Origin of the sequence: Aequoribacter sp. (assembly GCF_965659035.1) — a bacterium.
In the GTDB taxonomy this organism is placed as follows: Bacteria; Pseudomonadota; Gammaproteobacteria; order Pseudomonadales; family Halieaceae; genus Aequoribacter.
Window position 1 is genome coordinate 1 of sequence record NZ_CBFHWH010000013.1, and the last position, 23,208, is coordinate 23,208.

27 protein-coding genes are annotated in these 23,208 nt (G+C 52.9%); 9 read left to right on the forward strand and 18 right to left on the reverse strand.

The genetic code is table 11. The annotated features are described in order from the left end of the window. Positions 1-760 (forward strand): efflux RND transporter periplasmic adaptor subunit (locus ACTF5Z_RS03795; RefSeq protein WP_438984554.1); only part of this gene is annotated, 760 nt, incomplete at its 5' end. 4 nt (positions 761-764) lie between these two features. Here the strand turns inward: ACTF5Z_RS03795 and ACTF5Z_RS03800 are convergent. From ACTF5Z_RS03800 to ACTF5Z_RS03820, 5 genes are all read right to left on the reverse strand, one after another. Next, on the reverse strand, positions 765-1,871 hold the full coding sequence (locus ACTF5Z_RS03800; protein ID WP_438984555.1) for a S1C family serine protease: 1,107 nt from the start codon (positions 1,869-1,871) through the stop codon (positions 765-767). A gap of 22 nt (positions 1,872-1,893) precedes the next feature. Continuing rightward, positions 1,894-2,775: a protease HtpX gene (htpX, locus tag ACTF5Z_RS03805; protein ID WP_438984556.1), complete on the reverse strand. Its 882-nt coding sequence runs from the start codon at positions 2,773-2,775 to the stop codon at positions 1,894-1,896. Positions 2,776-2,900: 125 nt separating this feature from the next. Next, positions 2,901-3,170: a hypothetical protein gene (locus tag ACTF5Z_RS03810; RefSeq protein ID WP_423849088.1), complete on the reverse strand. Its 270-nt coding sequence runs from the start codon at positions 3,168-3,170 to the stop codon at positions 2,901-2,903. 4 nt (positions 3,171-3,174) lie between these two features. Then, positions 3,175-3,882 (reverse strand): molecular chaperone DnaJ, encoded by a 708-nt coding sequence (locus ACTF5Z_RS03815; protein ID WP_423849089.1) that lies wholly within the window; start codon positions 3,880-3,882, stop codon positions 3,175-3,177. Then, positions 3,882-4,571, reverse strand: a complete 690-nt coding sequence (locus ACTF5Z_RS03820; protein ID WP_438984557.1) for a VWA domain-containing protein — start codon at positions 4,569-4,571, stop codon at positions 3,882-3,884. Before ACTF5Z_RS03820 ends, ACTF5Z_RS03815 begins: the two co-directional genes overlap by 1 nt. A 107-nt stretch (positions 4,572-4,678) precedes the next feature. On the opposite strand from ACTF5Z_RS03820, the gene msrA reads away from it, so the two are divergent. Beyond that, on the forward strand, positions 4,679-5,320 hold the full coding sequence (gene msrA, locus ACTF5Z_RS03825) for a peptide-methionine (S)-S-oxide reductase MsrA (RefSeq protein WP_438984558.1): 642 nt from the start codon (positions 4,679-4,681) through the stop codon (positions 5,318-5,320). Between the two features lie 2 nt (positions 5,321-5,322). Here the strand turns inward: msrA and ACTF5Z_RS03830 are convergent, their stop codons facing one another. The 9 genes from ACTF5Z_RS03830 to ACTF5Z_RS03870 form a co-directional block, all read right to left on the reverse strand. After that, a complete protein-coding gene (locus tag ACTF5Z_RS03830; RefSeq protein WP_438984559.1) occupies positions 5,323-6,039 on the reverse strand; it encodes a 16S rRNA (uracil(1498)-N(3))-methyltransferase in 717 nt (238 codons plus the stop codon). Next, a complete protein-coding gene (gene rimO / locus ACTF5Z_RS03835) occupies positions 6,039-7,370 on the reverse strand; it encodes a 30S ribosomal protein S12 methylthiotransferase RimO (protein ID WP_438984560.1) in 1,332 nt (443 codons plus the stop codon). Before rimO ends, ACTF5Z_RS03830 begins: the two co-directional genes overlap by 1 nt. 61 nt (positions 7,371-7,431) lie before the next feature. Continuing rightward, complete coding sequence (locus tag ACTF5Z_RS03840; protein ID WP_423849094.1) at positions 7,432-7,935, reverse strand: DUF2244 domain-containing protein; 504 nt, start codon at positions 7,933-7,935, stop codon at positions 7,432-7,434. A gap of 72 nt (positions 7,936-8,007) precedes the next feature. Next, complete coding sequence (locus ACTF5Z_RS03845; protein WP_438984561.1) at positions 8,008-8,661, reverse strand: pseudouridine synthase; 654 nt, start codon at positions 8,659-8,661, stop codon at positions 8,008-8,010. Positions 8,662-8,665: 4 nt separating this feature from the next. Next, on the reverse strand, positions 8,666-9,427 hold the full coding sequence (locus tag ACTF5Z_RS03850) for a pyridoxine 5'-phosphate synthase (protein WP_438984562.1): 762 nt from the start codon (positions 9,425-9,427) through the stop codon (positions 8,666-8,668). Then, positions 9,424-10,041 carry a peptidylprolyl isomerase gene (locus ACTF5Z_RS03855; RefSeq protein WP_438984563.1) on the reverse strand — a complete coding sequence of 206 codons (618 nt, stop codon included), beginning with the start codon at positions 10,039-10,041 and terminating at the stop codon, positions 9,424-9,426. Before ACTF5Z_RS03855 ends, ACTF5Z_RS03850 begins: the two co-directional genes overlap by 4 nt. After that, positions 10,042-10,725, reverse strand: a complete 684-nt coding sequence (locus ACTF5Z_RS03860; RefSeq protein ID WP_438984564.1) for a TIGR04211 family SH3 domain-containing protein — start codon at positions 10,723-10,725, stop codon at positions 10,042-10,044. 58 nt (positions 10,726-10,783) lie between these two features. After that, entirely contained in the window at positions 10,784-11,080 is a 297-nt protein-coding gene (locus ACTF5Z_RS03865; protein ID WP_009574995.1) for a YciI family protein, read from the reverse strand. A gap of 1 nt (position 11,081) precedes the next feature. After that, positions 11,082-11,681 carry an inner membrane-spanning protein YciB gene (locus tag ACTF5Z_RS03870; protein ID WP_438984565.1) on the reverse strand — a complete coding sequence of 200 codons (600 nt, stop codon included), beginning with the start codon at positions 11,679-11,681 and terminating at the stop codon, positions 11,082-11,084. A 107-nt stretch (positions 11,682-11,788) separates the two neighbouring features. Between ACTF5Z_RS03870 and ACTF5Z_RS03875 the strand changes: the two genes are divergently transcribed. From ACTF5Z_RS03875 to rluB, 5 genes are all read left to right on the forward strand, one after another. Then, positions 11,789-12,628, forward strand: a complete 840-nt coding sequence (locus tag ACTF5Z_RS03875; protein WP_438984566.1) for a PHP domain-containing protein — start codon at positions 11,789-11,791, stop codon at positions 12,626-12,628. A 27-nt stretch (positions 12,629-12,655) separates the two neighbouring features. Next, positions 12,656-13,279 carry an L-threonylcarbamoyladenylate synthase gene (locus ACTF5Z_RS03880; RefSeq protein WP_438984567.1) on the forward strand — a complete coding sequence of 208 codons (624 nt, stop codon included), beginning with the start codon at positions 12,656-12,658 and terminating at the stop codon, positions 13,277-13,279. A gap of 102 nt (positions 13,280-13,381) precedes the next feature. Then, positions 13,382-14,182, forward strand: coding sequence for a segregation and condensation protein A (locus ACTF5Z_RS03885; RefSeq protein WP_438984591.1), 801 nt, complete (start codon positions 13,382-13,384; stop codon positions 14,180-14,182). Then, positions 14,179-14,904: an SMC-Scp complex subunit ScpB gene (scpB, locus tag ACTF5Z_RS03890; protein ID WP_438984568.1), complete on the forward strand. Its 726-nt coding sequence runs from the start codon at positions 14,179-14,181 to the stop codon at positions 14,902-14,904. The genes ACTF5Z_RS03885 and scpB overlap by 4 nt, the downstream gene beginning before the upstream one ends. A gap of 41 nt (positions 14,905-14,945) precedes the next feature. Then, on the forward strand, positions 14,946-15,857 hold the full coding sequence (rluB, locus tag ACTF5Z_RS03895; RefSeq protein WP_438984569.1) for a 23S rRNA pseudouridine(2605) synthase RluB: 912 nt from the start codon (positions 14,946-14,948) through the stop codon (positions 15,855-15,857). A 4-nt stretch (positions 15,858-15,861) separates the two neighbouring features. Here the strand turns inward: rluB and ACTF5Z_RS03900 are convergent, their stop codons facing one another. From ACTF5Z_RS03900 to ACTF5Z_RS03915, 4 genes are read right to left on the reverse strand one after another with little or no spacing between them, the layout of a single operon-like run. Then, on the reverse strand, positions 15,862-16,614 hold the full coding sequence (locus ACTF5Z_RS03900; protein ID WP_438984570.1) for a YciK family oxidoreductase: 753 nt from the start codon (positions 16,612-16,614) through the stop codon (positions 15,862-15,864). Continuing rightward, complete coding sequence (locus ACTF5Z_RS03905; protein WP_438984571.1) at positions 16,611-17,282, reverse strand: HAD family hydrolase; 672 nt, start codon at positions 17,280-17,282, stop codon at positions 16,611-16,613. The genes ACTF5Z_RS03900 and ACTF5Z_RS03905 overlap by 4 nt, the downstream gene beginning before the upstream one ends. Then, complete coding sequence (ubiG, locus tag ACTF5Z_RS03910) at positions 17,279-17,986, reverse strand: bifunctional 2-polyprenyl-6-hydroxyphenol methylase/3-demethylubiquinol 3-O-methyltransferase UbiG (RefSeq protein ID WP_423849107.1); 708 nt, start codon at positions 17,984-17,986, stop codon at positions 17,279-17,281. Before ubiG ends, ACTF5Z_RS03905 begins: the two co-directional genes overlap by 4 nt. Next, positions 17,983-19,329: a TRZ/ATZ family hydrolase gene (locus ACTF5Z_RS03915; RefSeq protein WP_438984572.1), complete on the reverse strand. Its 1,347-nt coding sequence runs from the start codon at positions 19,327-19,329 to the stop codon at positions 17,983-17,985. Before ACTF5Z_RS03915 ends, ubiG begins: the two co-directional genes overlap by 4 nt. Positions 19,330-19,530: 201 nt before the next feature. Between ACTF5Z_RS03915 and gyrA the strand changes: the two genes are divergently transcribed. Beyond that, positions 19,531-22,107: a DNA gyrase subunit A gene (gyrA, locus tag ACTF5Z_RS03920; RefSeq protein WP_438984573.1), complete on the forward strand. Its 2,577-nt coding sequence runs from the start codon at positions 19,531-19,533 to the stop codon at positions 22,105-22,107. A 19-nt stretch (positions 22,108-22,126) separates the two neighbouring features. Further along, positions 22,127-23,206, forward strand: coding sequence for a 3-phosphoserine/phosphohydroxythreonine transaminase (serC, locus tag ACTF5Z_RS03925; protein ID WP_438984574.1), 1,080 nt, complete (start codon positions 22,127-22,129; stop codon positions 23,204-23,206). The last annotated feature ends 2 nt before the right edge of the window (positions 23,207-23,208 follow it).

Genomic DNA, 23,208 nt, shown 5'->3' on the forward strand with positions numbered 1-23,208 from the left:
TTTATTGGTGAGTTTGGATAAACGCGATCTCAAGGCGCGCCTCGAGTCGGTGGTGGCGAGTCGTGCTGCAATCGATGCACGTTTAGAAGAAGCCAAGCGAACGCTAGGTCGAGCCGAAGAGTTGTTGTCTCGGGGTTTGTTATCGCAAGCTGATTACGACAAAGCTGCGGCAGCGGATGCGGCTTTGGTGGCCGAGCGTTTAGCGCTTACCGAAAATATTCGAGAAGTCGAAACCGCCATAAGTTTTACCCAAGTTAAGGCGCCCATTTCTGGACGTGTTGTTGACCGCTTTGCAGAGCCTGGTGATTTGGCAAGCCCTGGTTCGCGCTTGGTGTCCTTGTACAACCCCGCGAGCTTAGAAGTCTCGTTGAAGGTGCGTGAAGACCTCGCTATGGGCTTACAGCTGGGTGACGCCGTAAGGGTTGTTGTGCCCTCAGCTAATCGATCATTCGATGCTGAGGTGAGTGAAATTGTGCCCGCCGCAGATCGTGTTTCTCGCAGCTTCGATATCACTCTGCAAGTGCTAGAAGGGCAGGGGTTGTTACCCGGTTTATTCGCAGAAGCGCAGATACCCGCGGGTAGCGAAATCTGGCGATCGATCCCAAAAAGCTTGGTGCAACACCTCGGGCAACTGAATCTGGTTTGGGTAGAAACCGACGCTGGTCCGGTTAAGCGTTTTATCCGCTTGGGACGCGAGGACGGGGCCGAGGTCGAAGTCACCGCCGGGCTGAGCGACGGTGAGGTCGTCATCGCGCCTTAAAGGACTAGCGAGATTGCTCTAACCTAACCTCGTACTCGCGCTCTTCTTTGCCGAGGAGCGTTGTTACAGTCACGGTATCTCCTGCTTGATAGCGCTCTAGCTGGGTGTAGTACTCATCGTTATTGCGAACGCGCTCACCATTGATGTGAGTGATGATGTCGCCCAGAGCGATGTCTCCACGATAATTGCGGTAGGCGCCACGCATGCCGGCTTGGTCCGCAGGCAGCCCGGGAAACAATCGCACTATGGGCACGCCGGGAATATTATAGCGTCTGATCCAGTTGTCGCTGGCAAGCTCAACGCCTAAAACTGGGCGCAGCACGCGTCCGTAACTAATCAGCTGCGGCACGACCTCTGCGACTGTATTGACCGGAATCGCAAAACCAATACCCGCGCTCGCCCCGCTCGGGCTGTAAATGGCAGTATTGACACCAATGAGTTGGCCCATGGAGTTCAGTAAAGGACCACCCGAGTTGCCTGGATTGATTGCTGCATCCGTTTGAATGACGCCGCGAATGGTGCGGTTGCTCGGCGCTTTGATTTCTCGACCTAAAGCACTCACGATGCCTGTTGTGAGCGTGGTGTCTAGACCAAAAGGATTGCCGATGGCCAACACTTTGCGACCGACCTGAAGCTCGCTTGAGTCTCCCAGTGGCAGCGTTTGTAAGTCATCGGGTGCGCCTTCAATTCGGAGCACAGCGAGATCTTTCTCGGGTGCTACGCCAATAACCTCGGCGTCGTATTCACTGCGATCTTGCAGCGTGACGGTTAACTTTTGTGCGCCGGCAATAACGTGGTAGTTAGTCACGATCAGGCCCTGGCTATTCCAAACGAAGCCCGTTCCCGAGCCGCGCGGAATCTCTTCGACGTTCAACGAGAATAAGCCACGGCGTAGGGCTTTGTTGGTGACAAAGACGACGGCAGGACTGGCTTTGCTAAAAATCTCAGTGGTATTGGCTTCGTCGTCGGTGGCGAAGCTCAAGTAGTCGGGAACGTCCTTGTCTCGTGTCTCGGCGAGCGCGCTGGGTGCGATGGAAGCACTGTCACCGAGGCCACAGGCACCCAGTAAAGTGATCAAAAATAACGTGATAGATCGAAATACTTGGGTCATTGTGGCCTCCACTGGTCAGTGATTACCCTCTTCGCAAGGCTTCGATGCGCGCAGTCAGAGGCGGGTGCGATGCCAACATCTGAGCAATGCCTAACTTATTGATATCGCGAATACCAAAAGCCGTTAGCTCGCCCGGTAAGTCATTGGGTAAGTTTTGCTCGCGCTGCAGTCGCTCCAAAGCACTTATCATAGCGCCTCGCCCGGCGAGTGCAGCTCCGGCAGCGTCGGCACGATATTCGCGCAAACGTGAGAACCACGCCACGATCATACTGGCAAAAATGCCCAGAATGATTTCTGCAATAAACGTTGCTACGAAATAACCGATACCGTAGCCGCGCTCAGTTTTGAATATGACGCGATCCACCGTATGGCCAATAATACGCGCAAAGAACATCACAAAGGTGTTTACCACGCCTTGTATTAGGCTAAGTGTCACCATGTCGCCGTTGGCGACGTGACCGATCTCGTGCGCGAGTACCGCTTTCACTTCGTCGGGTGAGAAACGGTTCAACATGCCAGAACTCACGGCAACCAAGGCATCATTGCGGTTCCAACCGGTGGCGAAGGCGTTAGCGGCCTGCGAGGGAAACACACCAACTTCAGGCGTTTTGATGCCGGCCTCACGAGAGAGCTCGGCCACAGTGTTGAGCAACCAGCGGCTTTGACGGTCTGTGGGCTGTGTGATGAGTTGAGTGCGCGTCGACTTTTTCGCCATCCACTTGCTCAGGAACAGCGACACAAAAGCACCACCAAAACCGAAGAGTGCGCAAAAGACCAGCAGCGCCTGCAAGTTTAGATCAACGCCATTGGCGGCTAAAATGCTCTCAAACCCCAGCAAATTAAACACGATACTAACCAAAACCAGTACGGCTAAATTGGTCGCTAAAAACAACAAGATACGCATGTGAATTACCTCTGAAATACCTATAGCATAGCTATATACCCCTTTGATAATGAGGGCAGATCACATTAAATCAAGGTTGGGCGAATTTAAGACAGTCGAAAGCGACGAAAGGTTCCAGAGGTAGGCTAAATGGCAACGGAAATGAGTTCTTGCGTCTCGCCCGGCAGGGGGTGCTCGCTAACCTCTAACTTGAGTTTTCCGCTGTCGGTGAATTCTGGCTCGAAAATCTCGGCGCGCAGTTCAATGTCTTTTGAAGACAGTTCAACAACCGTGTTTAGCGCTTCATCGCGATATTTGAATTGGGCAACCGCCTGAGCGTCACGTCCGTCAGTCCACACTTTACTTTTGCTGTAGTAATGGCCTAGCTGATTGCGAATGACAAAAGTGTCAGGCATGGTATTAGCGTTCTCCCAGTAACTTAGCTTTGGCGTCATTCACGCGTGCGGCTAGGTAGTCGTTGCCGCCACGGTCGGGGTGCAATTTTTGCATGAGCTTGCGATGCGCTGCAATGATATCGTTTTTGGATGCACCCTCGGAGAGGCCCAAAATTGCCAGCGCTTCTTTCTCCGTTAGCTGTCCACCGCTGTCGCCTGTCGGCGGCGCTTGATTTTGATATTCCTCGCCGAAGCGCTGCTCGAGGTAGGACAACAGTAATTGGGTAGAATCTGCGTCGTTGGCGCGACAGTATTCCAACAGCGTGTCGAGCTCGCTTTGCGAGAGCTCTGATAGTAGCTTGCCGCTAAATGCACCAGCCAGTACCGTGCCGTTCAAACGACCATTACTATGATCTAGCGTCATGCGTAGTATGGCCGACTCCACTTGCGACGTTGCGCCAGAGCCCGATTGCCCCAACCAGCCCTTAAGATGGGGTAGCAGTTGAATCAGTAGTGGGAGTGATTGTCTCAAAAGTACCAACAAGCCGGTGACCAATGCGCCAACCCAGTGCATTTTGCCGCTAATTGCCAGTAATACGGCCACGACTAAAGCCACGACAAAAATCAGCTGAAGATAGGCCGCTTTGCGTTTTGGTGCAGGTAGGGCTTTGATGCGTGTTACTGCAATGTAAAGAGCGAGTGCAGCAGCGGCAAATAGTATCAGTTTTGGCATTAGGACTTTGGCAACTGTTCCAGTAGCGTTTGTGCCGCGTCATCGCGACGTTGAGTAAGCGCAGTATAACCGCCTTGGGCATAAGCTGCCACGGCACTAAGCAGATCGCGAAGGCGACCTGGAGCACCGAGGTCGAAACGGGCATAGGCACCGGACGACACGCGAGCCATGTGTTGAAAGGTGTCTTCAACGCCTGGATTGAGGCCTTCTTGAAATAGGAATAACGGTAATTTGCGCAGCCCGCATTGTCCCGCCAGATCAATGATTTCATGGGGTGGCTCTTCGATCGCATCTCCAATAAAAATTAGACCGCGTATTGGGCTTGATTGATGCTCGCTCAGGGCATAACGCAGTGTTTTTCGAATTTGAGTTTGCCCCCCAGCACAGCGAACGCTCGACATTTTTCGGCTGAGAATGTCGGCATCGGTGAGCCAATCGGTTTGACGGAACTCCTCGAAACCCCGGTAAAAGCACAGTTTCAGGGTCAAGCCTTTCAAACCATCGGTTGCATGCAGCAGCGAGTGTGTGAGCGAGCAGGCTAAATCCCAGGTCGGCTGTCGGCTCGCTGTTGCGTCAATCACAAACAGTAGGCGCTGTTGTTGCTTAACCACCTTAGAGATGGTCTTGTGCTGCTTTATGAAAGCGCTAATCTCATTGCTGGAATTCGTGGTTTTTAGCGTACCGCCCATACTGTGGCTCTGCTGTCATAATCTCGCTAAAATGATGACGACTTCAACGTCGGCGCGCAAGCCTCTTTGTCAGCAAGCGCCGCTGCCCTAAGCGCAAGGATAGCACTATGGATTGGTTCTCGATTCGAAAAAAACATACCTTGGTCACCGCAGAAACGGCCTTACCTGACCGCAATGAGGTGCTGACACCAGGGCATGACCATCTTATTTATGGGCGTTCGATGTTGCCCCCTTACGCGACTGACGAGCAAATCGTCTATTTGGGTATGGGCTGTTTTTGGGGTGCCGAGCGACGCATGTGGCAGCAAGAAGGGGTCAGCTTAACCGCGGTGGGATACGGTGGCGGCATCACGAAAAACCCAACCTATGAAGATGTCTGTAGCGGTAAAACGGCGCACGTGGAACTTGTGATGGTGGCTTATCAACCGGCTGTTACGAGCCTCGGGGCGCTGCTTAAGGTCTTTTGGGAGGCTCACGACCCAACTCAGGGTATGCGTCAAGGCAACGACTTGGGCACACAGTATCGTTCTGCTATTTACACCACGACTGACGAGCAGCTTCAGGTAGCGCAAGCATCTTGCGAGGCTTATCAAGCGGGTTTGAGTGCGGCAGGACATGGCAATATCACCACAGAGATTGCCTCGTTTTCTAACTTTTTCTTTGCCGAGGACTACCATCAGCAATATCTGCACAAGAATCCAAACGGTTACTGTGGGTTGCGTGGGACGGGTGTGAGCTGTGCTATTTAAGCTTAAGCGATGAGTTTACCCAGTAGAGCGCTGACCGCGGTTTCTACTCGCATGATTCTTGCGCCTAAATTGACGGGCGTGAGCCCGGCTTTTTGTAACAAGTCGATTTCGTAAGGGATAAACCCACCCTCGGGCCCTATGGCTATGAGCCGAGGTTCGTCACTGCGGTTGGTTTCCAAGCGAGACTGCACTCGGTGATCGCCCAACCAAGCGTTTGGGTAAGACTTGGCGAGGCCTGGGAGTACATCTTCTGCGAAGGGCTTAAAACCCTTGTGCCAGCGTAAACTCGGAGGAACGGTGTCCCCGGCTTGCTCTAAAGCCGTCAGAATTGTGCTGTCCACGGCATCGGGCTTTAAATAGGGCGACTGCCAATAGCTCTTTTCGACGCGGTAGCTGTTGATGATGTGAATGGCCTCGACGCCGAGCTCGATGCTTGCACTGAGTATCCGTCGCAGCATTTTAGGTCTGGGCATTGCTAGCACCAAGCAGAGTGGTTCTTTGCTTGGCGGTCTTTCTGACAATGTGACATCAAGTACAGTGCGCGTTTCAGTGTGCTCGATTACCGTACCTAGCCCCAGTTTGCCGCCGTAAACGCCGACTTTGAGTGAGTGGCCAACCTCGGGTCGCAGGACTTCGGTACAGTGCCGGTGAGCGCGTGGGTTCAACTGCGCTTCAAAATGATCACTGCTGGTGTCGTGGTCGAGCAGTATGATATTCACTACTCAACCCAAAGATCGTATTCGTCAGCTCCAGTAATCTCAGCTGTGACTAGGTCGCCCGGGCGCAAGTCGGTGTAGCCGGGTAGGTGCACCACACCGTCGATCTCGGGCGCATCACCGCGGGTGCGGCCGATGGCGCCTTCACTGTCGACGTGATCGATAATGAGTTGCTGCTCGGTACCAATTTTCGCTGCACGCCTTTCAGCACTGATACTTTGTTGTAGCGCCATGAAGCGTTCCCATCGGTCTTGTTTTACCTCATCGGTGACGGGGTTGGCTAAGGCGTTAGCGGGTGCCCCTGCGACGGGTGAGTATTGGAAACAGCCGACGTTATCGAGCTGAGCTTCGCTGATAAAGTCGAGTAGCTCTTGGAACTGCGCCTCTGTTTCACCGGGGAATCCCACGATAAAAGTACTGCGTAACGATAGATCGGGACAGACTTTGCGCCAGCTGTGGATTCTATCGAGTACTTTTTCAGCCGCCGCAGGGCGTTTCATGGCCTTGAGTATATCGTGAGACGCGTGCTGAAAAGGAATGTCTAAATAGGGCAGGATTTTACCCTCGGCCATTAAGGGAATGACATTGTCGACGTGGGGGTAGGGGTAGACGTAGTGCATCCGTACCCAAACGCCTAGGGAACCTAATGCTTCGCTCAAAGCCAGCATTTGAGTTTTGACGGGGCGGCCATCCCAGAAATCGGTTTTGTATTTCAGGTCCACACCGTAGGCGCTTGTGTCTTGTGATACAACCAAGAGCTCGCGCACGCCACCGCGCACCAGAGCCTCGGCTTCTCGCATAACGTCGCCAGCGGGCCGGCTGACCAAGTCGCCGCGTAAATGCGGAATGATGCAAAAGCTGCAGCGATGGTTGCAACCTTCCGAGATCTTCAGATAAGCATAGTGTCGCGGCGTGAGCTTGATACCATGATCGGGTACTAAGTCGATAAAGGGGTTGTGTTCTTGCGGTTTGGGGACGTGATGACGCACCGCTGTCATGACTTCTTCGTAGGCCGCGGGTCCCGTGACGCTCAGTACCTTGGGGTGTAGGTCTTGGATACGTTTTGCGTCGTCGCCCGCACCCATGCAGCCCGTGACAATCACGCGGCCATTTTCAGCCAAGGCCTCGCCAATAGCATCCAAGGATTCTTGTTTAGCGCTGTCGATGAATCCGCAGGTGTTCACGATTACGAGGTCTGCCCCCTCATAGGAACCACTGATGGCGTAGCCGTCCTGCTGCAGCTGGGTGAGAATTCGCTCGGAGTCGACTAATGCCTTTGGGCATCCTAGGCTGACAAATCCTACGGTTGGGTTTTGCGTTTGCGCTTCAGACACGCCCGTACTTCCTTAATCTCAAAAACGCAATGATACCACGGCTCAGGTGATAACTTCTTGTCTACAAGTTCCGATTAAAGGTGGGACCAAAAGCGCTAATACGCAGTTGTTTTTTTAGATGTGCCTGCAGTGATAGACACTCGTCGCGGTTCAAAAATTCACCCACGCGTATAGAGTGTGTTCGATCTTGGATGTAAAGCTCGGGGCCATCCCAAGGGTGGTTCTCTGGGCGGATGGCTAGGCTGGTTTCGTCTCTAGGTAGAGTGTAGGTAAATTTTGGGGCGTAGACGCCTTTGTCAATTCGTACCGTGTCGCCGTTGAAGGTGATGACATGTTTGAAATGAAGTTTCCAATGCACGTAGTACAAGGAGGCGGATAGGGCGGCGATTTCGAGTCCTGCGAAAGGCAAAATCGGCCAGGCTCCCAAGCTCCAGAAAAATAGGGCCGCGCCTATGGATGGAATCGACAAGAAAATAATCAGCTGCTTGTTTTGCTTCCAACTGGCGGATAGGTTGGGTTGCGCCACAATAACGTGCTGTTGATCATGTTCTGAGGCGTTGACCAAGCGCTTATCTCCTTAAAATCGATATGATAGTGGCTTTTTTTATGAATTCCACACTCAATACTTACGCGAGCCTTAAAATGCTGGCTCACTTTCGATACTCAGCCATTGACCTGTGACTGGATGTTTGAGGGCTAATCGTTCGGCATGCAATAATAGACGGTCTGAACGCGACAAACTTTCAGGGTCAGCGTACAAGTCGCAACCCAGAATCGGGTGGCCGATGCTCAGCAAATGCAAGCGGAGTTGGTGTGATCGGCCTGTGACAGGGTGCAAGCGCAGACGGGTGGAGTTATTCCCTCGAGCGATTACGGTAAAGTGGGTGACGGAAGGCTTGCCGCGTTCAAAACACACTTTTTGTCGCGGTCGGTTCTCCCAGTCGGCGCGTATAGGTAAATCAATCGTGCCTGCATTCTCCTTGATCTCTCCGGCTACCACGGCGATATAAGATTTGGCGACTTGTCGTAAGCGGAACTGCCTAGAAAGCTCGGCGTGACGCTCTTTGCCCAAGGCGATGACCATGGTGCCCGAGGTGTCTAAATCGAGCCTGTGAACAATGCGGGCGTTGGGGTAGGTTTGTTGCAGTCGCGAAATTAAGCAGTCTTTGTTGAGCGGGTGTTTGCCCGGCACGCTCAACAAAAAATGCGGTTTAGCGACAAATAATAGGTGTTCATCTTGGTATAAGATCCCGATAGGTTCTTGGGAGTGCGGAACAAGATAGTCGCTCATTGCCCTAGGCGGTTTTTAGTGCGGCCAAATATTGACTAATGATGTGTTCCAAGCCCAGATACAGCGCATCAGCTGTGAGGGCGTGACCGATAGAAACCTCCGCTAAGTGCGGCAGGCCGCTGAACAAGGGTAAGTTATCTAAGTTCAAGTCGTGACCCGCGTTAATTCCAAGTCCTGCCTGGTAGGCCGCTTCAGCAGTACGCGCAAATAATTCGAGGCTTTGTGGACCGCGCCCCTGCTCGAACTCACGGGCAAACGTTTCTGTGTAAAGTTCGACTCTATCGGCACCCAAATCGGCGGCTAACGCTACGGTACTTGGGTTGGGATCGACAAATATACTGCTGCGTACCCCCCATTCTTTGAGCTGCTGCAATATCGGTCGCAGTTTGTCGGCATCACGCTCCAAATCAAAGCCGTGATCCGAGGTCAGTTGATCGTTGGCGTCAGGCACTAGCGTGCACTGTGCAGGTCGAATGGCATCGACTAGTGCCATAAACCCGGGGTAGTCACTGACCCCCTTGCGTGTGCTTGGCATCGGTGGGCTGAAGGGATTGCCCTCGATGTTGAGCTCAACCGAAAGCGCCTGTTTAAGGGCGTAACAGTCGTCTACGCGGATATGGCGTTGGTCTGGGCGGGGGTGCACCGTAATGCCATGAGCGCCGTAATGAATGCAGCGCAGAGCATAATCAACCACCGATGGGATGACGGTGTCGCGTGAATTCCTAAGCAGGGCCACTTTGTTAACGTTAACGCTTAACGCAATCATGGCTTATTGACCCAGGTCACTTTGTTAATGACGACGGGCTTAGTTGGGCTGTCGGTGAAGGCGCCGCCTCGATTTTTTATGGGCGCCGTCGCAATGTAATCCACCGTGCTCATACTTAGCTTATCTTTGACTTTGCCAAAAACGGCATAGCCCGCTTTGCCCGGGGCCCAGTCCAAGCGTAAGTTGTTGCGATGGTTAATAAAAAATTGATCTGTTGCCGAATCGGGGTCGTCGGTACGCGCCATAGCGATTGTGCCGCGGACATTGTGTAGTTTCGATTTTTTGGCTTCGTTTGCAATGGGGGAGTCGCTGGGTAATGGTTCATAGCGTTGATCAAATCCACCTGCTTGAATCATAAAGCCGTTGATTACGCGATGAAAAATCGAGCCTTCGTAGTGACCTGACTCAACATATTTAAGGAAATTCTCGACGGTAATCGGCGCTTTACGGTGGAACAAGCACAGGGTGATGTCGCCCTCCGAGGTCGCGAGAGTGACCACGGGTGAAGGATCGTCATCCTCGTCGCATTCTTGCGCTTGCAAAGTGGTTGCAGTCATCAGTAGATAAATAGCCGAGAGCGCGCCCAGCCAATGCTTAGCCGTAGGTGTCATCATTTAATTCCATCCCGAATTGCGCTTGCGTTGAGGCCATAAACGAGGGACCAGCAAAGCAATGAGTACGCCCAAGCCCACCGCAAGTGCTCCGTCCATGAATTGGCTGTGTTCCATGCGTTCACGCAGGCGTTGGTTTTCGGCTTGAGTCATTTCGAAGTCAGCGGTGAGTTCCTCGACCCGCTGAGTTAAGGACTGGTTTCGAGTCTCGATGTTGATGGCGTCTTCAGACAAACTGCGCAAGTTTTCTAGAGCTTCTCGAGTTTCCGCCAAATCGGTTTGCGCTTGATTCATTGCTGCAACTGCACTTTCTTTCTCGGTTTGAAGACGGTCCACATCGCTCTGTAAATTCTGCATGCGGGTTTTGAGCTCGGCTTGACTGCCCTGCATACTCTCCAGAACGGTCCGCGCTGGGGGTTGGTCCATGAGATACTGGGTACGAATCCAGCCTTGGGTGCCATTTTGAGTCGTTACCTCGGCAAACTCGTTGTCGTCACTCAGTTGGATTATCTCGAGTTGAGTGCCGCTGGGTAGTCCGCGGTGGACGATTCGGAATTGCCCGCCAGGACCGCTACGGAGCGGGACAAAGTGCTTGTCGCTGATATATTGAATTTCGGCACTAGCGAGGGCGCTACTGAGTATGAGCGCCGCTGCCAATAAAGCCGCTAATCGTTGCAAAGAGGTCATGGGTTGTCTCGCAAAACTCGTAGTATAACCTTGCTGGTGACAGGTCTAAACCTTCCGTTTAGGGTAAGGCTTTGCGGTAGGGTCGAATAGAGACCTCCGCGAATAATCCTGCCAGGGCATAGGGGTCGTTAGCGGCCCATTCTGCGGCGTCGGCGTGGGTTTCGAATTCGGCAATAATTAAGCTCCCTTCTACGGGTACGCTGGGGTCGGGGCTCGCTTCGCTGGGAATGGGTCCCGCGATAATCAAGCGGCCTTGATCGACCAAGGGCTGGATGTGCGCTAGGTGTGCTGGGCGCGTGGCGGCGCGGACCTCGCCATGGTTGGGTTTATCGCTACACAAAATAATAAACAACATATTAATGATCCTGTTCAGCGGGAGCCGATGTCTCTTTTTTGAGATACGGCGTCATAATTATGGCGGTCAGTATGGTTAATACCACGGTGAATCCAATGGCAGAATAAAGCTTGTAGCTGACCCAGGCGTCTTCGCTAAAGGTGTAGGCAACCCATAAGTTTAAGCCACCGACAATGGTGAAGTGGCTGGCCCAGACCAAGTTTAAGGTCGTCCAAGCTCGCTTAGGCAGCTGTAGCTGTGAGCCCAGGGTGCGCTCCATGATAGTTTTTTTGCCGATAAATTGTGAGCCAATAAACAGTATGCCCAAGGCCCAGTTGAAAATTGTGGGCTTCCACTGAATAAAGAGTTCGTTGCGAAGTATTACGGTTGCAGCACCAAATATGAGTATGGCGGCGAGCATCCACAAGCCCCGTTTTTCAAATTTACGCTCCCATAACGCCAGCCCAAAGACTTGTAGGGTGGTCGCTATCATTAGGATCAGGGTGGCACTGTAAATGCCATCCATCGTGTAGGCCCAATCGCCAAGACGTATTGTCTCGCCGTTCATTTGATAGCTAATAAAAAATAGCGCTATGGGTACAAATTCCAACAGTTGTTTCATCGGGCCTCGGAAGTGATCGTGGTACACTATCGCTATGGTAACGCAACAGTCGGCAAAAGACTTGTTGCAAATGGTTTGAGATCACGAAAAGGTGAGATGAGGCTCTCTTGTTGCAGCGTTTAGATTTACACGTGCACAGCACATGCTCGGATGGCGCCTTGTCGGTGCCGGACCTGCTGGAGCGTGCGCTCGCCGCCGATATTCAAACCCTAGCGCTGACTGATCACGACACCATCAAGGGTTTAGAAACTGCCCGAGAATGGCTGTCGAGTAATTCAGAGGCTAGGTTGCAATTGATCTCGGGGAGCGAATTGTCCTGTGTCTGGCAGGGGGTTACGATTCACGTGGTGGGACTGAATTTTGACGTTCAAAACGCGGTGCTAGGAGCCTATTTGCAGGGCTTAGACCACGCCAGATCGGAACGCGCTGAGCTCATTGCCAGTCGTCTAGAGAAGCAAGGTTTTAAGGGCGCTTTGGCTGGCGCTCAGGCGATCGCGGGTGAGGCTCAGCTGGGGCGTCCCCACTTCGCGCGCTGGTTGGTCGAAGCTGGCCATTGTGACTCGATGAATGCCGCTTTTAAACGGTGGTTGGGACGCGGTAAGTTGGGTGACGTCAAAGTGTTTTGGCCGAGTCTAGAAGAGGCGGTTGGCGTGGTTGTGCAGGCGGGCGGCGTTGCTGTGTTGGCGCATCCGCAACATTACGGTATGACGAGAGCCAAACTCAAGCGGCTCGTCTTTGCTTTTGCGCAAGCCGGTGGGCGTGCTCTAGAACTTCCTCTGGGCAAAGACCATGCCGATGTCGCCCTCTATGTCCGGCGTTTGCTAGACGAATGTGAGCTCAGTGTGTCACTGGGCAGTGATTTTCATGCGGACTCCGAGTGGGGGCCGCGTTTGGGGGTAGATGTGGCCCTTGCTCGCAATCTAAACCCCGTTTGGGCTGGCTGGTAAATCAGTGCGGCCGCAGGAGAGTGCACAGTGAGTCAATTTTTTCAGATCCACCCGGACAACCCGCAAGCGCGCTTGATTAAACAGGCGGCCGATATCATTCGTGCAGGCGGAATCGTGGTTTACCCCACGGACTCGGCCTATGCTTTAGGTTGTCATATTGGCGATAAGCGCGCTCTGGATACAATCCGTCGCATTCGTAAACTAGACGATAAGCACAACTTCACTCTCGTGTGCCGTGATTTATCCGAGCTCGCGAACTTCGCGCGCGTCGACAACACCGCTTATCGCTTGCTCAAGGCAGCAACCCCCGGGCCCTACACGTTTATTTTAAAGGCTACGCCTGAGGTGCCTCGACGTCTGCTCCACGCTAAGCGCAAGACCATTGGTTTGCGGGTGCCAGAGAATAATATCGCTCAGGCTTTGTTAGCAGAATTAAACGAGCCAATGATGAGTGTGACTTTGATTATGCCCGGCGACGATGATCCCTTAATCGATCCCTACGAGATTCGAGATTTGCTGGAGCACGATGTCGATCTGGTCATCGATGGCGGCTACTGCGGTTTAGAAATGACGACAGTGATTGATCTGGCCGACGACGAGCCAGTTTTGGTGCGACGAGGCAAAGGGGATATTGCCCCCTTCGGGCTATAGTCGGGTATACTTGCGCCACACTCGAGATGAGTGAAGGAGAATAAGTTGAGTAATCCAACCGCTGGCGCGAAGGGTGCCAGCCCTTTCAATCCAAAGGCCGTCATGGGGCCGCCTTTGCCGCAGCAAGGCGAAATGCCTTTTGCAGTCGTTATGGGGCAGGCCCTGACTGAGTTGCCGAAGGATTTATACATCCCGCCTCAGGCGCTGGAGGTCATACTCGAGGCCTTTGAGGGCCCTCTCGATTTATTGTTGTATTTAATTCGTCGCCAAAATTTAGATATTTTGGATATCGACGTTTCGGATATTACTGAGCAGTACATGCAGTACGTCGAGCTTATGGACGCACTGCAGTTTGAATTGGCAGCAGAGTACTTGTTGATGGCCGCTATGCTGGCGGAAATCAAGTCGCGTATGCTGTTGCCTAGGCAAGTTGCCGATGAAGAAGATGAGGAAGATCCGAGGGCTCAACTCATTCGTCGACTGCAAGAGTACGAGCGTTTCAAGAAGGCCGCAGAGGATATCGATGAGTTACCGCGTGTGGATCGCGATGTCTTTTTAACTAGCGCAGCACCGCCAGAAATCGAGCGAATTCGTCCCGACCCTGAAGTCGGTTTGCAGGAAATTTTGGTCGCCTTTGCAGAGGTTATGGCGCGGGCCAACATGTTCGAAAGTCATCATATTCAGCGCGAGGCGCTATCGACCCGAGAACGAATGTCGCAAGTTCTTGAGCGGCTGTCAGGCGAGAGCTTCATGCCTTTTGTGTCGCTATTTAAAGCCGAAGAGGGACGCATGGGTGTCGTTGTGACTTTTTTGGCGATTATGGAATTAATTAAAGAATCACTGGTTGAAATAGTGCAAACCGAAGCCTTTGGGCCCATTCATGTGAAGGCGCGTACGTCATGAGTGAAATTAACTTAGCCAATATCGTAGAGGCGACTCTGTTTGCCGCAGGAAAGCCTTTGTCTACATCACAGTTGCGGGAAGTGTTCGAAGAACACGAGCGTCCCGATCCGGACGCTGTGAAAGAAGCGATTGAATTGTTGCAAGAGCGTTATCAGTCAACTGGACTTGAGTTAGTTCGGGTCGCGAGTGGATTTCGGTTTCAGGTGCGTCAAAATCTGTCCGACTGGGTGGCGCGTTTGTCCGAAGAGCGCCCACAGCGCTATTCCCGAGCTCTGCTCGAAACGCTCGCGCTCATTACTTACCGCCAGCCTATTACCCGCGGTGAAATCGAAGAAATTCGTGGTGTCGCGGTGAGTAGTAATATTATCAAAACCTTATTGGAGCGCTCGTGGGTGAGAGTCGTAGGGCATAGGGATGTCCCCGGGCGACCCGCGATGTACGCCACCACCCGGCAATTTTTGGATTATTTTAATTTGAAAAGTCTGGATCAGTTGCCGCCCTTGGCCGAGGTCCGTGATTTTGAAACATTGAATGCAGAATTGGGCTTTGCGGACCCCGCTCCTGCAGGTATAGAGAATGAGGATGAATCTGACGCGACGGAGTTGTCGACAAGCGATTCAGCAGAGGTTACGCAAGAGCCTATCTCAGATGACTACGAAAGTGCGTTTGAGCAACACGAAGAGGACTCAGTCGACGACGTCATTTCACGTGAGTTTGACTGAGCACTTAAACATTAAAAATTTTACAATCGACGGGATGTTGAATGAGCAATAAACACAAATCGAAAGGCAAGAAATCGGAACTCGACGTAAAAAAAGAATCTAAGAAAGCGGAGTCGAGTACAAGCCCGAAAGACGAAAAGCTGCAGAAAGTGCTGGCGCGTGCCGGGTTGGGCTCGCGGCGTGAAATGGAAAAATGGATTTCAGATGGCCGCGTCAAATTGGATGGGCGCATCGCTGAACTCGGCGATCGCGTTTGCGACAACGCCGCCATCGAAGTCGATGGCCAAGCGCTGTCGCGCGCCCCTGCGGAAGCCGTTCGCTGCCTGCTTTACCATAAACCTACAGGCGAAGTTTGTACGCGCAAAGACCCAGAGGGACGACGCACCGTATTCGAGCGTTTGCCTAAGGTTAAGGGTGGCCGTTGGATCAGTATTGGTCGATTAGATTACAACACCTCCGGTTTACTGCTGTTTACCACGGACGGCGAGCTCGCTAACGCTTTAATGCATCCATCGGCGGTGATCGAGCGCGAGTATATGGTTCGAGTCATGGGTGAATGGGATACTGACACTCTGCAACGACTGATTCACGGCGTCGAGCTCGATGATGGATTTGCACGCTTTACCGATATCCAAGATGGCGGCGGTGACGGTATTAACCACTGGTTTTATGTGGTGCTTATGGAAGGACGCAACCGGGAGGTGCGTCGTCTATGGGAGTCGCAAGGTTTGACGGTCTCTCGCTTAAAACGGGTCCGCTATGGTGAAGTGTTTATCCCCTCGAAGGTGAAGCAGGGTAAGTGGATGGAGCTTGATCAAAAAGACGTCGATGTGCTGTATGCCATGGCCAGCTTGCCACCTAAATCTGTACCCAATCTGTCGGTTGATGAGCGTAAAAACATGGACCGTCAGCTGAAAAAAGCCACAGCAAAAAAACCGAAAAAGGCCCACTAGGGCCTTACTTCTGCAGGTCAATACTGGCGCCGTGAATGCCCTTTGCCTGCTCGCTGAGCAAGAATACATAGGCGGGCACTAGGCTCGCTGCGCTGGCAATGCTCTCGGGGGATTCACCGGGGAAAGCTGCTCGCCGCATTTTTGTATTCGTCGCACCCGGATTGACGCAATTTACCCGAATGCCATCGGTCTCAAGCTCGGCGGCCAGAATGCCCGAGATGGCTTCTGTGGCAAATTTTGAGGCCGAGTAGGCACCCCAAAATGCTCGCGCTTGTCGCCCAACACCGCTGCTTGTAAAGATAATCGAGGCGCCTTGCGATTCGTTCAATAATGGCAATAGCGCTTTGGTCAGAACGACTGGCGCGAATGCATTGACAGTCATCACTTGTGACCACTCGTTCAGGTTCGCGGTCGCAACCGGTCCGAGCTTACCCAGCAGGCTAGCATTGTGAACCAAGCCATCAAGGCGGCCGAAGGCATCGCCGATCATATGGCTTAATTGGTTGGCCTGCTGTTCATCAAGCGTTCCCAGGTCCATCGGTATGACCACAGGCTCGGCTAAGCCCTCGCTAATAATTTGATCGTACACGGCATTGAGTGCATCTTCCTTGCGGCCCAGCAATAAAACGATTGCTCCTGCGCGGGCCGCACCAAGGGCGAGCTGTTCTCCGATACCGGCGCCGGCACCGGTAATCAAAATGACTTTGTCGCGCAAAGAGACATCAGCGTTCTTAGGGGCTATGTCTGAATATTTCATTGCCAGTCCTTTATGACTTGGTATAAATCTTGGCTGCGGTAGCACACGGCGTCTGCGTGCCAGCCTTCTGCTTCTGAAGGGGTGTTGATGTAGCCCCAGGCGGCAGCAATGGTATGCATGCCAGCGGCTTTCCCAGCTTGCACGTCGCGGGCATGGTCGCCGACAAAAACGACCTCATCAGGCATGAGGTTTAGGTGTCTGCAGTTTAACAGTAAAGGCTCTGCGTCGGGTTTCGGTTTGCTCACGTGATCGGGGCAAACTACCGTGCGGGGCTTGCTTGGCAAGGCCATCTGGTCGAGTAAAGCGTTGGTGTACAGGCTGGGTTTGTTGGTCGAAATTCCCCAGGCGATGCCGGTAGATTCAAATTCTACAAGCAGATCGCCGAGCCCGGGATAAAGCCTAGCGTGCAAGCCAATGATCTCTAGGTAGTGTGTCAACAGTTGTTGTCGAGTCGATTCAAACAACGGTTCGTTGTCGTTAATGCCCAAGGTATTGCGAACCAAGCCTGCAGAGCCATCCGAGATAGCGGTGCGTATCTCGGGCTCAATTAAGGGCGGCTGGCTTAGGCTCTTACGCAGTTGGTTTAGTGCCCATAAAAAGTCAGGTGCGGTATCGACCAAGGTGCCATCTAGGTCAAAAAGAACGGCTTTAATGACTCTTCGGCTCATGGCTTACGCGTTCTGACCATGTAGTTGACCGATACGTCTTGGGATTGCAGGCGGTAGCGCTTGCTCAGAGGGTTGTAGGTTAGTCCAATCATGTCGTCGAGCTCCAGTCCCGCGGCTCGTATCCACTGCGCAAGCTCGGCTGGGCGAATAAACTTTTGATAATCGTGAGTGCCTTTGGGTAGCAAGTTCAAGACGTATTCAGCGCCGATGATCGCAAAGGCGTAGGCCTTTGGGTTGCGGTTAATGGTGCTGAAATACAGCGTGGCACCGGGCTTTGCTAAGCGGGCGCACGCCGCAATAACCGAGGCCGGGTCCGGCACATGCTCGAGCATTTCTAGGCAGCAAACCACATCGTAGACTTCGGGTTCTTCTTCGGCTGCTTGCTCGGCGGTGCTGCGTCTGTAGTTTACGTTGGCGCCTGATTCCAACTTGTGCAGCTCTGCCACCGATAGCGGTGCTTCGCCCATGTCGATGCCCGTTACCTCTCCACCGCGGAAGGCAAGTGACTCGGACAGGATGCCACCACCACAACCTACGTCGATCACTTTGCGTTCGGCGACAGGCGAGTGAGTATCGATGTAATTCGCTCGCAGTGGGTTAATTTGATGCAGCGGTTTGAACTCGCCGTGCTCGTCCCACCAGCGTGATGCTAGCGCCTCGAACTTGCTGATCTCGTCGTAATCGACGTTGTCCTTAGCTGTCATGCGAGCTCCTTCGCTGATGTGGTGGGGTTGGTATTACTAGCGATTTTAGCGCGCCAAGCTTGGGCGCCGCGAATGATCTTGGGTTCGTCAAGCGTTTGTAGTTTACCATCGTTCAAAAGCTGGCGGCCAGCAACCCAGCTGTGCTGTACATGCGCTCCGTGTCCAGCGTAGACCACCTGGGAAATGGGGTTGTATAAAGGTTGCATTGAGGCGTCGTCAAAGCTGATTGCGATGACGTCGGCCCATTTGCCCTGCTGCAGACTGCCGGTTTCATGATCTAGCCCTAAGGCTTTGGCGCCACCTAGGGTTGCCATGTGCAGAGCTTGCTCTGCATTCAAGCTAGCGGGGTTCCCCGTGGTCAGTTTGGCCAGTAGGGCGGCGAGTCGGACTTCGGCAAATAAATTTAAACCGTTGTTTGATGCTGCACCGTCTGTCCCAATTGCGACGTTAATTCCGGCGTCTAACAGATCGCTCACTGGACAGGCGCCGGAGGCGAGTTTCATATTGGAGCTCGGGCAGTGGATCACATGTGACCCTGAATCGGCGATAGCGCGTATGTCGTCTTTGCTGAGCCACACCATATGAACGCACTGCATATGCGGACCTAGCATTCCCAGGCGATTTAATGTTGTGATGGGGCGTTCGCCGTTAATTTCGACGGCATGCAGTACCTCGGGTTTGGTCTCGTGTACGTGCATTTGAATGCCCATTTCGAGCTCATTGGCGAGCGTCGCGATTTTCGCAATGTCGCGTTCTTCGAGCGAGTAGGGCGAGTGAGGGCCAAAAATCACCGATACCAGCTCGCTTGACTTAAATTTATCGCGCACCGCCAGTCCTTTGCTTAGATATTCGTTTGGCTCGCTCGCCCACTGGGTGGGAACGTTGATGATTGGGAAGTTCACTTGGCAGCGCATGCCGGCATCGCAGGCGGCTTGAGCTGTGCTGTCGGGGAAGAAGTACTGGTCGCTAAAGGTGGTGGTGCCGGTTTTGATCATTTCGGCCATGGCGATGTTTACGCCATCTCTCACAAAGTCGGCGTTTACCCAGCGGCCCTCGGTGGGCCATATGTGATCTTGCAGCCAAGGGGTCAAGGCGAGATCGTCAGCGAATCCTCTTAATAACGTCATAGCGGCATGACCGTGACAGTTGATTAGGCCCGGCATGAGTAGGTGATTGCCGAGCTCGATTTGCTGAGCCCCCGGATTTCTGGCGGCTTCTCGTGTAGGAATCAAGGCTTCTATCTTGCCATTTTCATCGATGCATAGTGTGTGATCTTTGAGGAGTCCTGAGTGGGCTTCGCCGGTGTAAACCCAGGCTGCATGTAGCTCAATCGGTCTGGGCATATCGCTTCCTTTCGCTTCGCGGGGTGTTATAAACGCGCAGTATATCGGAATTTTCGGGATCGCAATCTGATCACTCGGTAAAAGCCTAAAAAATTAGCGGTTAAGGGGCTGAGAGCGTATAATCGTAGGATTAAAAAGAAGGGTGCGTTGCCAGAGTATAACTGGTGAGCGCAACCCGCAGACAGGGGTGTTTTAAAGCCTATGGGCGAGTTAGCAAAAGAAATCTTTCCAGTTAATATCGAAGACGAGCTGAAGCAGTCATATCTCGATTACGCCATGAGCGTAATCGTTGGGCGCGCTCTTCCTGATGTGCGCGATGGTCTCAAGCCAGTGCACCGCAGAGTTCTGTTCGCTATGAACGAATTATCGAATGACTGGAACAAAGCCTACAAAAAGTCTGCCCGCGTGGTGGGTGATGTCATCGGTAAATATCATCCGCATGGTGATTCGGCGGTTTATGACACCATCGTACGTATGGCTCAGCCATTCTCGTTGCGCTATATGCTGGTCGATGGGCAGGGCAACTTTGGCTCCGTCGATGGTGACTCGGCCGCAGCGATGCGTTACACCGAGATTCGCATGCGCAAAATTGCGCACGCAATGCTGGCGGATTTGGACAAAGAGACCGTTGATTTTGTTGACAACTACGATGGTACTGAAAGAATTCCCTCGGTATTGCCGACGCGCATTCCCAACCTGTTGATCAATGGTTCTTCAGGTATTGCGGTCGGTATGGCGACCAATATCCCACCGCACAATATGACCGAAGTGGTCAGCGCGTGTATGGCTCTGCTCAACAATCCAGAAATTACCATTGATGAGCTGATGGAGCATATTCCCGGCCCCGATTTCCCAACGGGCGCCATTATCAGTGGTCGCGCTGGGATTTTGCAGGCTTATCGCACGGGAAGAGGTCGCATCTATGTGCGGGCTAAAGCCGAGGTCATCACTGACGAAGCCAAAAATCGCGACACGATCATCATTCATGAAATTCCCTACCAGCTGAACAAAGCTCGATTGATTGAGCGAATTGCAGAGCTGGTTAAAGAGAAGAAAATTGAAGGCATCTCCGAGCTTCGCGATGAGTCGGACAAAGATGGCTTGCGTGTCGTTATCGAGCTCAAGCGCGGTGAGATGGGCGATGTAGTGCTGAATAATTTGTACGCCCAGACTCAGTTGCAGTCAGTGTTCGGCATCAACATGGTCGCCTTAGAAAACGGCCAGCCAAAGGTGATGAACCTTAAAGAAATTATTGACGCATTTTTACGACATCGTCGTGAAGTGGTCACCCGTCGAACCATTTATTTGTTGCGCAAAGCGAGAGAGCGCGGCCATTTGCTGGAAGGTTTGGCCATTGCGTTGGCAAACATCGACCCGATTATCGAGCTGATTAAAAACTCGCCAAGCCCCGCGGATGCGCGTGAGGGCTTGTTAGCTAAGGTGTGGTCACCTGGCGATGTCGTGGCGATGCTGGAGCAAGCTGGTGAAGACGCTTGCCGCCCTGATGGCTTGGAAGATCACTACGGCTTGCACGACGGTATGTACCGTTTGTCTCCTGCCCAGGCGCAGGCGATTTTGGAATTACGTCTGCATCGTTTAACGGGGCTTGAGCACGAGAAGCTGTTGAATGAGTACCAAGAAAAGTTGAAAGAGATTGCCGACTATCTGCATATTTTGGGTGATTCGGATCGTTTAAAGCAGGTGATTCGCGAAGAGCTGGAAGAGGTGGTTGAGGAGTTCGGCGACGAGCGTTTGACCGAGATCGTCGATTCTCAGCACGATTTGTCGGTAGAAGATTTGATTACGCCAGAAGATCGCGTGGTGACAATTTCGCACGGCGGTTACGCGAAGACACAGCCTTTGTCAGACTATCAAGCCCAGCGCCGCGGTGGAATGGGCAAAAGCGCGACCGCAGTTAAAGACGAAGATTTTGTTGAGCATTTGCTGGTGGCATCAACGCACTCAACGATTCTATGTTTCACCAACTTGGGTAAAGTGTACTGGCTGAAGGTCTATCAGATTCCTGTGGCAGGGCGTCAATCTCGTGGTCGTCCCATGGTGAACTTATTGCCACTCGACCCGGGCGAGCGAGTGACCTCGATTTTGCCTGTGGCCGAATACACCGAAGATCACTACATCTTTATGGCCACAGCCAAGGGTATTGTGAAGAAAACAGCATTGACCGATTTTTCCCGTCCCCGTAGCGTCGGTTTGCGCGCTCTAGAATTGGCAGAGGACGACGTGTTGGTTGGAACAGCGATTACGCACGGCGAATCCGATGTCATGTTGATGAGTAGCGCTGGCAAAGCGGTCCGTTTTGCCGAGCAAGATGTACGCCCCATGGGGCGTACAGCGCGCGGTGTGCGCGGTATTCGAATGGGTGATGAAGATGAAATGATCGCACTGATCATCCCTCAAGAAGGTAGCTATGTCCTCACCGCCAGCGCAAACGGCTACGGCAAAAAGACGATGGCAACCGAATTTCCCCGTAAAGGTCGAGGTACCAAAGGTGTCATTGCGATGGTAACAAACGATCGCAACGGCCCATTGGTCGGCGCGGTTCAAGTCGGCGAGGCCGATGAGCTGATGCTGATCTCGAACCAAGGGACGATGGTGCGTACCCGTGTTTCGGAAATCTCGACTCTAGGTCGAAATACCCAGGGTGTGCGGGTGATTCGCCTCAAAGAGGGCGAAGAATTGGTGCGTATCACGCAAATTGACGAATCCGATGAGCTGCCAAGCGAAGCTGAAGCGGCTGAAGGCGATAACGCCGAGTAAACTAGTACAAGGAAAACTCATGTCCAGAGTGTTTAATTTTTGCGCAGGGCCAGCGGCTCTGCCTGAAGCAGTGTTGTCGAAAGCCCAAGCGGATCTGATGGATTGGCAGGGCCGCGGTTTGTCGATTATGGAAATGAGCCATCGTAGCGATGAAATCGTGTCAATCGCAAATGAAGCCGAAGCGTCATTGCGTCGTCTGATGGGTATCAGCGATGACTACGCCGTTCTGTTCCTGCAGGGTGGTGCCAGTCAGCAGTTCGCTGCTGTGCCGCTAAATCTGGCGGCGGGTAACCAAGCGGCCGATTACGTCAACACCGGGCAGTGGAGCAAAAAAGCGATTTCTGAAGCGAAACGGTTTGCCGATGTATCGGTAGTCGCCTCGTCAGAAGACCGCAACTTTAGCTATGTACCTGCAGTGGATTCTTGGGCGCGTCGCGATAACGCCGCCTATGTTCATATTTGTCCCAACGAGACCATCGGTGGTGTGGCCTACAGCGAGCTACCCACTGGCGAAACACCAATCGTCGCGGATATGTCCTCAACCATCTTGTCGCAGCCCATTAATGTGAACGATTACGGCGTCATTTACGCGGGCGCTCAGAAAAATATTGGACCTGCGGGTTTGACCGTTGTGATTGTCCGTAAAGACTTATTAGGAAAGGCTTCTGAACAGTGTCCAACCATGCTGAACTGGCAGGTGGCGGCTGATAACGATTCGATGTACAACACGCCGCCAACCTTCGCTATTTACTTGGCCGGACTCGTATTCGAGTGGCTTGAAGACTTAGGGGGCTTGGGTGCTATGGCAGAAATCAACCAGCGCAAAGCCGGCAAGTTGTATGACTATATCGACGGCTCAGGCTTTTATGCTAACCCCGTTGCCTTACCGAACCGCTCGTTGATGAACGTACCTTTCACGCTTGCTGATGCCGCATTAGATAAAACCTTTTTGGCGGGTGCGGACGCAGCGGGTTTGCTGAACCTTAAAGGTCACCGTTCGGTTGGCGGCATGCGTGCTTCCATTTATAACGCGGTGCCAGAAGCTGGCGTCGATGCTTTAATCGACTATATGCGCGATTTTGCGAGCAATAACGGGTAAGC